Source organism: Novosphingobium terrae, from assembly GCF_017163935.1.
Taxonomy (GTDB): domain Bacteria; phylum Pseudomonadota; class Alphaproteobacteria; order Sphingomonadales; family Sphingomonadaceae; genus Novosphingobium; species Novosphingobium terrae.
Genome location: NZ_JABVZR010000002.1, coordinates 1,741,509 through 1,753,292 on the forward strand (window position 1 = coordinate 1,741,509; position 11,784 = coordinate 1,753,292).

An 11,784-nucleotide genomic window follows, 5' to 3' on the forward strand; every position below is an offset into this window, starting at 1 on the left:
CGTCGGTCAGGAGAGTGGAATGGCTGAAGGCCCCTATGACGTGATTCAGATCGGTTACGGCCCGGTGAGCGAGTCGCTCGCCCTGATGCTGGGCCGCAAGGGAAGGTCGGTCGCGGTGTGCGAGCGCTGGACATCGCGATACCCGCTGCCGCGCGCCGTCTGTGTCGATCACGAGCTGTACCGGGTGCTGGCGGCGAACGGGATGGGCGATGTCCTGCCCTCGGTGACGCATGCCGGGCCCCTCTACCAATGGTTCAATGCCGACTGGAAGGAACTGCTGGTCATCGATTGGCAGAAGGCCTCCATTTCGGGCGGTCCCGAGGTGAATTTCGTCCACCAGCCCACGCTTGAAGGTGCGCTCGATGCGATGGTGCAGCAGCAGAAGGGGGTGGAGCTTCACCTCGGCTGGGAGGCGGTCGCGGTCACGCAGGATGAGGCGCTGGCGCATGTGACGCTGCGCCATCTGGAAAGCGGCGAGGAGAAGGTGCTGTCCGCGCGCTATGTGGTGGGATGCGATGGCGCCAATTCGCTGGTGCGCACCGCCATCGGCGGCGCGCGTGAGGATCGCGGCTTTCAGGCGGACTGGCTGGTGATCGATGTGCTGCTGAAAGATGGCGTGACGGTCGAGGGGCTGGGGCTGCCCGGCGCGGGCCAATATTGCAATCCGGCGCGGCCCACCACCATCGTGCCCGCAGGTGTGCGTGAGGGCCGCCTGTTCCGGCGGTGGGAGTTCATGCGGCTGCCGCATGAAACGGTCGAGCAACTGGAGGATGAGGCCTATGTCTGGGAGCTGCTCAAGCCATGGGCGGGGCCGGACGAGGTCGAGCTGGTCCGTCACAAGGTCTACAATTTCCGGTCGCTGATTGCGTCGCGCTGGCGCGATGGGCGGTTGCTGATCGCGGGCGATGCCGCGCATGTCATGCCGCCTTTCATGGGGCAGGGCATGTGCGCAGGGATGCGCGACGCCTGGAATCTGGCGTGGAAGCTGGAGCTGGTGCTGTCGGGCGTGGCGGATGACCTGCTGCTCGACACCTATCAGGCCGAGCGGATGCCTCATGTCAGCCAGATCACCGATATGGCGATCTTCCTCGGCAAGATCATCTGCATCCCCGATCCGGAGGAGGCTGCCGCCCGCGACCGTGCCTTTCTGGGCGGCAATGCCCCGCCGCTGCCGCCGTTCCCCAAGCTGGATCACGGGCTGCTGTTCCGGCCCAATGGCGCGGCGCTGCAAGCGGGGGCGGGGCTGCTCTCGCCACATGGCACCCTTGCGCAGGATGGCAGGCATGCGCGCCTCGACGATCTGACGGAGGCCGGGAGCGGCTTCCTCGTGATCGCGCGGGGCTTCGATCCCGAGTCCTCCGTCGGCCCTGTGCGCGACACGCTGGCCCTCGCCGGGCTGCGATGCCTTCAGATCGGGGCGGGCCATGCCACCGATGTCGATGGCCGGATCGAGGCCTTCCTCGATGCGCAGGGCTGGAACGCGATGATCATCCGCCCCGATTTCTACGTCTACGGCGGCGCCATCGGGGCGGGCGATCTTTCCGCATTGGCCGGGGCGCTCGCGGATGATCTGCGCGCGCATGGCCTCCATGCATCCGCCACCACATCTCTTGAGCATAAGGAAAATGTATGAAACTCGCGCGTTTTGCCGTCGGTGACGGCGTCCATCTCGGTCTGGTCGATGGCGACCGGATTGCCGATCTGACCGCCGCAGGCCTGCCCTTTGCAACCATGCTCGCCCTGATCGAGGCGGGAGAGGCCGGTCTCGATGCTGTGCGCAAGGTGGCCGGGAATGCGCCTTCCACGCCGCTGGCGCAGGTGGCGCTGCTGGCCCCTATCGAAAAGCCCGGCAAATATCTCGCGATCGGCATGAACTACCAGAAGCATCTGGAAGAGGCCGACAAGCTTGGCGTGGCCCGCGCGAAGCATCAGGTATGGTTCAACAAGCAGACCACCTGCCTCTCCGGCCCTTTCGACGCCATCGAGCCCGGTGTGACCGAGAAGCTGGACTATGAAGTCGAACTCGGGGTGGTGATCGGTCGGCGCGCCAAGGGTGTGACGCCGCAAGACGCGCTGGCCCATATCTTCGGTTATTTCGTGGCCAATGATGTTTCGGCCCGCGACTGGCAGTTCCATTCGCCGACCTTCACCATGGGCAAGTCGTTCGATACGCATGGGCCGATCGGCCCCTGGATCGTTACGGCGGATGAGGTGGCCGATCCTCAGGCGCTCGATCTGCGCTGTCTGGTGAATGGCGAGGTGCGTCAGGCCAACAACACGGCGAACATGCTGCACCGGATCGATGCGCAGATCTCCTATCTCTCGACGGCCTTCACGCTGGAGCCGGGCGATCTGATCGCCACCGGCACGCCCGAGGGCGTCGGCGTGGGCATGGAGCCGCCGACCTTCCTCAAGAGCGGCGATGTGGTGCGCTGCGAGGTCGAGGGCATCGGCGTCATCGAAAATCGCGTGGCCTGAGCCCGCTGCTGGCGGCGGTGCAAGTGCCGCCGCCAGCCAACAATGGAGAGGATAAAGATATGGCAGTTCTGGGAATGCTGTCGCTTACGCTGGAGGTGCCGAACATCGATGAAGGGGTTCGCTTCTACAGCGATGCCGGGCTGATCTCTGCCGTTGAGGGCGATGTCGCCCGCCTGCGTTGCGAAGGGCAGGCGCGGGAATCGATCACCTTGCTGGGCGGTTTCGCATCGAAGCGCCTGCACCATGTCGCGCTGCGGGCGGAGGATCTGGAGGCGATCGCCGAGCGCGTTCCCCGCTTCGGTGGCCGTGTCATGGCCGCGCCCGCAGGCTTTCCCGCCAGCGGCCTGTGGGTCGAGGACCCTCATGGCATGCTGCTCCATCTGGTCGAACACCCCTGCGATCCGCCGCTTGAAGGCGGCCCCGCTTTCGAGATCAACGCGCCCGGGCGTATCCTGCGCAAGCGGCGGTCGGCAATGCTGCCGACAGGGGCCTATGGCGCCGTCCATCCGCTCCGGCTGGGCCATGTTCTCGTCTTTTCGCCGGATGTGCCTGCCAGCGTGCGCTTTGTGACCGAGGCGCTGGGCATGGGGCTGGCCGACCGGTCGCAGGATGTCATCGCCTTCTGCTGCGCGCGCAAGGAAAGCGAGCATCATGTGCTGGCCTTCGCCAAATCGCCGGGCGTGGGCTTCCACCATGCCAGCTTTCAGGTGAACGATCCTGATGAGGTTGGCCGTGGCGGTCGCGCGCTGGCCGGGAAGATGGGCAAGGGGGACTGGGGCTTTGGGCGCCACACGGTGGGCTCCAACTTCTTCCACTATATTCAGGACCCCTGGGGCAGCTGGTTCGAATATTATTCCGACATGGATTACATCGACGATTACGCGCTATGGACCCCGACCAACTATGCGCTGGAAGACAGTCTGGCGAATTGGGGGCCATCGGTGCCCGGCGATTTCGTCCATAATTACGAGATTGCGCGGTTGGACGCTTGAAAACAGAAAGCCATCGCAACGTCCATCAGCACACCATCAGAGACCTGTCACCTGCATGACGATGTGACCGGCACAGCCGGGCTGATGGACGATGCGGCGCATGCGACCCGCGCGCATAGGGGCACCGGCTGCTATGTCCCGAATCGCTCGATCAGGGCCAGAAAGGCTGTGATCGACACCGCCTCAAGCTCTGGCATGCGGTGTTCGAAGGGTTTTTCATGCCCGGCGAACATCGTCAGCCCCTCCATCGAGGCGGAGATGAACAGCGCCATGGCCGAGCGTTGCTCGACCGAGAGGTCCGGCCGCATTTCCTCGATGATATCGTTGAGCGACACGCGCGCCCGCGCATAGAGTTCCTGCACACGCTCCAGCACGAAGCTGTCATGGTTGGACAGCGCCCAGAGTTCGGGGAACAGCCGTGTCGTCTTCTTGGTGCGGATGTCTTCCAGCACCATCTGGCACAATTCGGCCAGACGTTCGGCGGGGGGCGTGCCGCGCCGATGGGTGATCTTGTCGAACTCGATCTCATAGGCGCGGATCACCGCATCCAGCAGATCGCGCACCAGATCGTCCTTGGTGGTGAAGTGATAGGTCAGATTGCCCATCTTCAGCCCGCAGGCGGCGGCCACGCGGCGCATGCTCAGCGCCTGATAGCCTTCCTCGATCAGCAGGCCGAGCGCGGCGCGCAGAATCATTTCCCTTGTCTCATGCCCCTTGCTGTAGCCGCCCTCACGCTCGGGCAGCACCAGGTCGCGGACGGCGAAGGCGATAAGATTGCCTGTCTTGTCAGTCACTTGAAAAACCTCAGCTCAGAAATATCGAAAATATGACACTCGACAAAATTATGTCCATTGACAAGTTTTTAGAAATGACCCCAAATCACACCTGTCACGACCTAACATGAGGTTGGGCGGACAGGGAGAGAATGATGCGCAGAGGGTCTTTTATGGCCGCGCTTCTGCTGGGCGCGGCATGCGTGCTTCCGGCGGCGGCCCATGCGGCGACAGCTCCGGCGCCATTGGCTGAAGAGCCGATCCCCGCCGTCACCACCTTGCCGCAAAACTGGCCGGCAAGCTGGCTGCTGGTCCATGATCTGAACTTTGCCTCGATCATCGACGGCAAGCTGGCGATTGTCGACACGCATGATACGGTGCAGCCGCTGAAAGGGCTGGTGCGGGCCTCGCAATTCGCCAGTTCGCAGATTTCGCCCGCCAACCATGAGATCTACACGGCGGAAACCTTCTACACCCGCCTGACGCGCGGCGAGCGCACCGATGCCATCACCATCTGGGATATGGCCACGCTGCAGCCCAAGGGCGAGATCGTGCTGCCCGGCGGCAAGCGCCAGCTTTCCGTCACCTATCGCAACATCTTCCAGCTGATCAACCATGACAGCTGGGCGCTGGTGGCCAATTTCACCCCGGCGCAATCGGTGACGGTGGTCGATCTGGCGGGACGCAAACTGCTGGGAGAGATCGATCTTCCCGGTTGCAGCCATATCTATCCCACGGGGGAGCGCGGCTTCACCTCCTTCTGTCAGGATGGCTCGCTGATCAGCATTCAGCTCGATGCCGCGGGTAAGGTGCAGTCGTCCAAGACGCTGACCAATGTGCAGGATATCGACCGCCAGCCCCATTTCCAGATCCCCGCGATGATCGGCAAGGTGGCGTGGTTCGTCAGCTATCACGGTCAGCTCAAGGGCTTCGATCTTTCGGGACCGGTCGCCGTGCCTCTGCCCAGACTGGCCAATGTCGGCACGGCAGAGGGTGGCGCGCCGGAATGGCGGCCCGGTGGCTGGCAGGTGATCGCCTCGGACGGCACTTCGGACGGCAAGGGCCTGCTCTATGTGCTGATGAGCCCCAACGGCAAGGAGGGCAGCCACAAGGATGGCGGCACGGAGGTCTGGGTGGTCGATCCCGTGGCGGGCAAGCGGGTGAGCCGGATCGCGCTGGGCGGGGTCTTTTCCTCCATCGCTATGACGCATGAGGCCCAGCCCCGGCTGGTGGCCGCCAGCGCCGATGGGCTGATCGATATCTTCGACCCCGCGACGGGGCAGAAGGTGCATTCGCTGGGGCGCACCACGGCGGCCAATCCCACCCTTCTCACGCCGGTGCCGTGATGCAGGCGCTGAGCTTCTTCCTGGCGCTGGTGCTGGGTGCGGCCTGCCTGCACAAATGGACCGAGCGCGACAGGCTGATCGCCGCCACCGCCACGCTGACCGGCGTGGGGCTGCGCGAGGCGCCCTTCCTGCTGCTGGTCGCAGGCCTGTGGGAAGCGCTGGCGGCGATCACGCTGCTGGTGCCGGGCCTGACGCAGATCGGCGCGGTGGCCGGGGCTGCCCTCTGGACGCTTTATGCTGCGGCTCTGTGGCGGCGGCGCGGCCAGCGGATCGACTGCGGCTGCGACTTTATGCGCCGCGACAAGCCGGTCTCGACAGGCGCGATCCTGCGGCCTGTGGTGCTGGCGGCGGTGGCCGTGATGGTCGCCCTGCTGCCCGCCGGCGCCTTCAGCCCGGACCTGATCTTCGCCGCGCTGGGCTTTGCCGCCCTGTGGTTCGCCGCGGGCGAATTTCTTTCCCTTCCTCTTGTTGCGAGGGCCCGATGATGTTGATGGTGTCGCAAATTCTGCTCTGGATCGCTGTCATCGTGCTGGCCGTGCTGGTCGCGGCACTGGTGCGGCAGGTGGGCGTGCTGCATGAGCGGATCGCTCCTGCCGGCGCGCTGACCTTGCACCAGAAGGTCTCCGTGGGTGAAAAGCCCACCGCCTTGACGCTCGATACGCTGGACGGCGGGCGGATCACCGTCGGCGGCGGCGGCGCGCGAAGCCAGCTGGTGTTCTTCGCCTCACCCGATTGCCCGGTGTGCAAGGTGTTGCTGCCGATCGTGCGCTCCGCCGCGCGGGCCGAAAGCGACTGGCTCGACATCGTGCTGGCCGGGGACGGCAGTGCGGGGGCCTATCGCCGCCTCGTTGCCGATCATGGGCTGGAGGGCGTGCCGCTGGTGCTGTCCGAAGCCTTGGGCCGGGCCTTTGGCGTCTCCAAACTGCCCTATGCCGTGCTGATCGATGAAGAGGGTCGCCTCGCCTCGCTCGGCCTCATCAACAACCGCGAGCATCTCGAAAGCCTGTTCGAGGCCAAGGAACGCGGCGTCGCCTCCATTCAGGACTTTCTCGCACGCCGTCAGGGGGGAGCGGAATAATGCCGATCTTCGACAGTTGGACCGAAAAAGCCGCGCGCAAGGTGGCGCAAGGCGTCTCGCGCCGGGGCACGCTGGCCCGGCTGGGCGCGGCGATCACCGGAGCCGCCATCATTCCCGCTCTGCCGGTGTCGCGCGCTTCTGCCGCGCCGCATGGCGCGGGGGAGGCCCGCCCGCCGATCGCCTCGGCGCTGGCCAATGATCCGGGCAACCGCGCAAGCTGCGATTACTGGCGCTATTGCGCGATCGACGGCTTCCTGTGTTCCTGTTGCGGCGGCTCGGTCAGCACCTGCCCGCCCGGGACGGAGATGTCGCCGATCACCTGGATCGGCACCTGCACCAATCCGGGCGACGGGCGCGCCTATGTCATCAGCTACAATGATTGCTGCGGCACCACCTCTTGCGGCCACTGCCTGTGCAACCGCAATGAGGGCGACCGCCCGCAGGTGCGCCCGCAATCGAACAATGATTACAACTGGTGCCTTGGCACGCAGAGCAGCGTCTACAATTGCTCGACCGCCGTGATCATCGGCACGGCAGGTGAGAAATGAGGGGCGCGCTGTTCCTGCCGCTTGCCCTGTTGGCAAGCCCGGCTCTGGCGCAATCCGCGCCGGATGGGGCGCAGATCTTTACCCGCTGCGCCGCCTGCCATACGGCGACGGGCGCGGGCGTGCCGGGTGCCTTCCCGCCGCTGCAGAGCGATTTCCGCAATCTGGCCACCAAGGCTGAAGGGCGGCGCTATCTGGCGCTGGCGGTGATCAAGGGGCTTTCGGGCGCGATCACCGTGCAGGGCAAGCCCTATCGCGGCTTTATGCCCGCCCAACCGCTCGACGATGCTGCGGTGGCGGGCGTGCTGAACCATGTCGGTGCGAAGATCGCCACCAGCGGCCCCGCCTTCAAAAGCTTTACCCCCGCCGAGGTTGCAGCGGCACGGGCCGGTGGAGCGAAGCTGAGCGTCGCCGATGTTGCCAAGCTGCATGAGGGTGCGGGCGGGCAATGATCGCGCGCACCCTCATCCTACCGCTGGCGGGCCTGCTGCTCCTTGCGGCGGGGCGGGGAGGAGCGCAAAACACGCCCGGGGCGGATGCCGCTGCCGCTCATGTCGATTACATGCTGAAATGTCAGGGTTGCCACCGGCCAGACGGCACGGGCGATATGCGCTCCACCCCGCCGCTGGCCGGGGAAGTGGCGCGGTTTCTGGCCGTGCCGGGCGGGCGGGAGTTTCTGGGTCAGGTGCCCGGGGTGGCCACCACCGATCTGGATGATGTGCGGCTGGCCCGGCTGCTGAACTGGACGCTCTATCGCTTCGATGCAGGCCATCTGCCGAAGGATTTCAAACCTTACACCGCGCAGGAGATCGGGAGACTGCGCGCCACACCGCTGCGGCTTGAGCGCGTGGCGGTACGAGACAAGCTTCTGAAACACATGAATGGGACGGCCAGGTAGCTGATCCCATCGCTGGGGGAGTGGTATCATGACCAAGGGAGTCAGTTTCGCATCCGGCCTGTCGAGGATCGCCTTTGCAGCCGCCATGGCGGTGCTGCCGGGTGTGGCGATGGCGCAGGATGCCCCGCCGGCGGCGCCGGTGCCGAAAGCGCCTGAAACGGGCGAGATCGTCGTCACGGCGGCCAAGCGCGCGGAAAATGTGCAGGCGGTGCCGATCTCCATTTCCGCGATTGGCGGCGATGCGCTGAGCAAGGCGCGCGTGACCAGCGTGGACAGTCTGGTGACCAAGGTCGCCAACCTGCAGCTGACCTCCATCGTGGGGGACAACACGCCGATCTTCTCGCTGCGCGGCGTGTCGATGTCGGACTACAGCCTCAATCAGGCCAGTCCCGTCGCGACCTATTACGATGAAGTCTACAAGGGCAATTTCGCGCTGCTGGGCGTGGCGATGTATGATCTGGAGCGGGTGGAAGTGTTGCGCGGGCCGCAGGGCACGCTTTATGGCAAGAACACCACCGGCGGCGCGGTCAACATCATCAGCAAGACTGCGAAACTGGGCGAGACCAGCGGTGATTTCAGCGTTGGCTACGGCAATTACAACCGCGTCGATCTGAACGGTGCGATCAATGTTCCGCTGGGCGACAAGCTGGCGGTGCGCGTGGCGGGCACCTTCGCCCATGCCGATGGCTGGTTCAAGAATGTCGTGCCCGGCATGCCCGATCTGGCCGAGACGCGCGAATATGCCTTCCGCGGGACGATGGTGTTCAAGCCCAGCGACGGGGTCAAATTCACCCTGCGTGCCTCGACCAGCTTTCAGAACCCCTACAATTACGGCATCTATGCTCAGCCCGAAGCGGTGAATCGACCCGGCCTCTCGCAGCGCCAGATCGCCTCCGACATTTCGCAGCGCAGGCATGCGCGCACGACCTCGGTCTCGCTGACGGCCAACATCGATGTGACGGACAAGCTGGCATTGACCAGCATCACCTCATGGGACAAGGGTTCGCTGTCTTTCTATGAGGACACCGATGGCACCGCCGCCAAGACGCTCGAAATCCCCTATGTCGATCGCGCCGAGCAGGTGGCTCAGGATCTGCGCCTGACCAGCAATTTCGGCGGACCTTTCGAATTCATCTTCGGCCTCTATTACAACCGCGAGAAGGTCTACAACCAGACCACCTTCGAAATCGGCAATGATGTTGATGTGAATGGTGATGGTGTTATAAATTATCTGGACTGCGCGGAAGGTCTGCCGGTGGCCTGCAAGGTGCGCAACCAGTTCGATCAGGTGAAGAAGAGTTACGCCGCCTACAGCGATCTGAAATACAAGCTTTCGGACAGTTTCACCCTGCGTGGCGGTCTGCGCTTCACCCATGACACAGGATCGCAGACAGGTTTTTCGTCCAATGCTTACGGCGTGGACGATGTGCTGGTGGCCAATCTGATTCCGCTGTCTGCCCTCTATTATTCGAATGACAATTGGTCGGGCAAGGTTGGCTTCGACTACAAGATTGCCCCCGATCATCTTTTCTACGCCAGCTTCAGCAAGGGTTATCGCGCGCCCAGCTTCAATGCTCAGGCATTCTTTTCGCCTGCTGAACTGAGTGTGGCACGGCCAGAAAAGGTCACATCCTATGAAATTGGCCTGAAGAACCAGTTTGCCAACCGCCGGATCACGCTGAACCTTGCCTCCTTCTATTACGATTATCGCAATCAGCAATTCATCAACGTTGATCCGAGCAGCGCCGCGCAGACGCTGCTCAACATCCCCAAGTCGCGCATCTTCGGCGGCGAGGCCGATCTGACGGTGCGCGCATCGCGCGCCCTCTCCTTCCGCGCCGGCATGGGACTGCTCTCGACGAAAATCCTTGAAGGCACGGTCAGCGGCACCGATGTCGCAGGGCACCGGCTGGCCAATGCCCCGTCTTTCACCTTCAACGCGGGCATCGATCTGACGCTGCTGGATGGCGACAAAGGCAAGCTCTCCTTCCATCCCGACATCGCTTACCAGTCCGCCCAATATTTCGAGGTGCTCAACATCCCCCGCCTGCGCCAGAAGCCCTATGCGCTGGTGGGTGGCCACATCGATTACGAGACGAAGGACGGGCGCTGGACCGCCTCGCTCTGGGCCAAGAATCTGGCCAACACCTTCTACTTCACCTCGCGGGTCGATCTGCTGGCAGGTTTTGGCTTTGATTATAACCATATCGGGAATCCGCGCACATTCGGCGGCACAATCGGGTATAAGTTCTAAACACAGGAGAGAGTCGATGTCCGACTACAGACTGCTGATCGGCGGAGAGCTTCTGGAGGGCGATGACACGCTGGAGGTCATCAACCCGGCGCTGGGCGAGGCCTTTGTCACCGTGCCGCGCGCCTCGGCGCGGCAGGCTGATGCGGCCATTGCCGCGGCCAAATCGGCTTTTCCCGGCTGGGCGGCCACCACGCTGGAGGCGCGCCGCGCCCATCTGCTGCGTCTGGCCGATGCCATCGCTCAAGATGCCGACCGTCTCGCCCGCATCCTCACGCAGGAACAGGGCAAGCCGCTGGCCGAAGCGCAGGGCGAAGTCGCGTGGACCGAGGGCTATCTGCGTCATTACGCCACGCTGGAGCTGCCAGACCGCGTCATTCAGGACGATGCCAGCGGCTACATCGCAGTGAAGCACAAGCCGCTGGGCGTGGTGGTGGGCATCATCGCCTGGAACTTCCCGCTGCTGGTCGCCTGCTGGAAGATCGGCCCGGCGGTGCTGGCGGGCAATGCCATCGTGCTGAAACCCGCGCCGACCACGCCTGTCTCCGCTCTGGCGCTGGGGGCCTTGTGCCGCGATATCTTCCCGGCAGGCGTGGTCAACATCATCACCGATGCCAATGATCTGGGGGCGCATCTCACCGCGCACCCCGATGTCGCCAAGATCGGCTTTACCGGCTCGACCGCCACCGGCAAGCGCATCGCCGCCAGCAGCGCGGACACGCTGAAACGCGTGACGCTGGAGCTGGGCGGCAATGATCCGGCCATCGTGCTGGAGGATGTCGACATCCGCGAGACGGCGCAGGCGATCTTCAACGGCGCCTTTCTGAACGCAGGGCAAGTCTGCCTCGCCATCAAGCGCGCCTATGTGCATCAGGCGATCTATGATGCCATGTGCGCCGAACTGGCACGGCTGGCCGAGGAGGCCATCGTCGATGATGGGCTGAAGCAGGGCACCCAGATCGGCCCTATCCAGAACAAGGCGCAATTCGAAAAGGTGCAAGGCTTCCTCGAAGCGGCCAAGCGCGACGGCAAGGTCATCGCGGGCGGCGCGGCGATGGAGCGCGCGGGCTATTTCATCCGCCCCACCATCGTGCGCGATGTGCGCGATGGCGACCAGATTGTCGATGAGGAACAGTTCGGCCCCGTGCTGCCGGTGATCCCCTTCTCCGATGTCGAGGAGGTGATCGCCCGCGCCAATGCCAGCGATTACGGGCTGGGCGGATCGGTGTGGTCCAGCGATGTGGAGAAAGCGGCAGACATCGCCGCGCGGATCGAAAGCGGGCAGGTCTGGGTCAACCAGCATATCGCCATCGGGCCGCATATCCCCATGGCGGGGTTCAAGAATTCCGGCCTCGGCGTCGAGCAGGCGAGCGAGGGCCTTGCCGAATACACCCAACTTCAGGTCATCAACGTAAAGCGGTGA

At 64.1% G+C, this 11,784-nt stretch carries 12 protein-coding genes; 11 read left to right on the plus strand and 1 reads right to left on the minus strand.

Translation table 11 applies throughout. The annotated features are described in order from the left end of the window. Nucleotides 1–19 precede the first annotated feature (19 nt). Genes mhpA through HGK27_RS25695 form a run of 3 tightly spaced genes read left to right on the plus strand, consistent with a single transcriptional unit; the run spans nucleotide 20 to nucleotide 3,470 of the window. Nucleotides 20–1,633, plus strand: coding sequence for a bifunctional 3-(3-hydroxy-phenyl)propionate/3-hydroxycinnamic acid hydroxylase MhpA (mhpA, locus tag HGK27_RS25685; protein ID WP_206243669.1), 1,614 nt, complete (start codon nucleotides 20–22; stop codon nucleotides 1,631–1,633). Beyond that, nucleotides 1,630–2,478, plus strand: a complete 849-nt coding sequence (locus HGK27_RS25690) for a fumarylacetoacetate hydrolase family protein (RefSeq protein WP_206243670.1) — start codon at nucleotides 1,630–1,632, stop codon at nucleotides 2,476–2,478. The genes mhpA and HGK27_RS25690 overlap by 4 nt, the downstream gene beginning before the upstream one ends. Nucleotides 2,479–2,537: 59 nt before the next feature. After that, nucleotides 2,538–3,470, plus strand: a complete 933-nt coding sequence (locus tag HGK27_RS25695) for a VOC family protein (RefSeq protein ID WP_206243671.1) — start codon at nucleotides 2,538–2,540, stop codon at nucleotides 3,468–3,470. Between the two features lie 131 nt (nucleotides 3,471–3,601). Here HGK27_RS25695 and HGK27_RS25700 read toward each other — a convergent pair whose 3' ends face one another. Beyond that, nucleotides 3,602–4,264 carry a TetR/AcrR family transcriptional regulator gene (locus HGK27_RS25700; RefSeq protein ID WP_241127469.1) on the minus strand — a complete coding sequence of 221 codons (663 nt, stop codon included), beginning with the start codon at nucleotides 4,262–4,264 and terminating at the stop codon, nucleotides 3,602–3,604. A 152-nt stretch (nucleotides 4,265–4,416) separates the two neighbouring features. Between HGK27_RS25700 and HGK27_RS25705 the strand changes: the two genes are divergently transcribed. Genes HGK27_RS25705 through HGK27_RS25740 form a run of 8 tightly spaced genes read left to right on the plus strand, consistent with a single transcriptional unit; the run spans nucleotide 4,417 to nucleotide 11,784 of the window. Next, nucleotides 4,417–5,589 (plus strand): amine dehydrogenase large subunit, encoded by a 1,173-nt coding sequence (locus HGK27_RS25705; protein ID WP_241127470.1) that lies wholly within the window; start codon nucleotides 4,417–4,419, stop codon nucleotides 5,587–5,589. Next, complete coding sequence (locus HGK27_RS25710) at nucleotides 5,589–6,074, plus strand: MauE/DoxX family redox-associated membrane protein (protein WP_241127864.1); 486 nt, start codon at nucleotides 5,589–5,591, stop codon at nucleotides 6,072–6,074. Before HGK27_RS25705 ends, HGK27_RS25710 begins: the two co-directional genes overlap by 1 nt. Then, nucleotides 6,074–6,667, plus strand: coding sequence for a thioredoxin domain-containing protein (locus tag HGK27_RS25715; protein ID WP_206245552.1), 594 nt, complete (start codon nucleotides 6,074–6,076; stop codon nucleotides 6,665–6,667). The genes HGK27_RS25710 and HGK27_RS25715 overlap by 1 nt, the downstream gene beginning before the upstream one ends. Then, nucleotides 6,667–7,215, plus strand: a complete 549-nt coding sequence (locus HGK27_RS25720) for a methylamine dehydrogenase light chain (protein WP_206243674.1) — start codon at nucleotides 6,667–6,669, stop codon at nucleotides 7,213–7,215. Before HGK27_RS25715 ends, HGK27_RS25720 begins: the two co-directional genes overlap by 1 nt. After that, on the plus strand, nucleotides 7,212–7,664 hold the full coding sequence (locus HGK27_RS25725; RefSeq protein ID WP_206243675.1) for a c-type cytochrome: 453 nt from the start codon (nucleotides 7,212–7,214) through the stop codon (nucleotides 7,662–7,664). The genes HGK27_RS25720 and HGK27_RS25725 overlap by 4 nt, the downstream gene beginning before the upstream one ends. Then, complete coding sequence (locus tag HGK27_RS25730) at nucleotides 7,661–8,110, plus strand: cytochrome c family protein (RefSeq protein ID WP_206243676.1); 450 nt, start codon at nucleotides 7,661–7,663, stop codon at nucleotides 8,108–8,110. The genes HGK27_RS25725 and HGK27_RS25730 overlap by 4 nt, the downstream gene beginning before the upstream one ends. A gap of 28 nt (nucleotides 8,111–8,138) precedes the next feature. Further along, nucleotides 8,139–10,364: a TonB-dependent receptor gene (locus HGK27_RS25735; protein WP_241127471.1), complete on the plus strand. Its 2,226-nt coding sequence runs from the start codon at nucleotides 8,139–8,141 to the stop codon at nucleotides 10,362–10,364. A 16-nt stretch (nucleotides 10,365–10,380) separates the two neighbouring features. Continuing rightward, the gene (locus HGK27_RS25740) at nucleotides 10,381–11,784 is read left to right on the plus strand and encodes an aldehyde dehydrogenase family protein (protein ID WP_206243677.1); all 1,404 of its coding nucleotides are present in this window, start codon (nucleotides 10,381–10,383) and stop codon (nucleotides 11,782–11,784) included.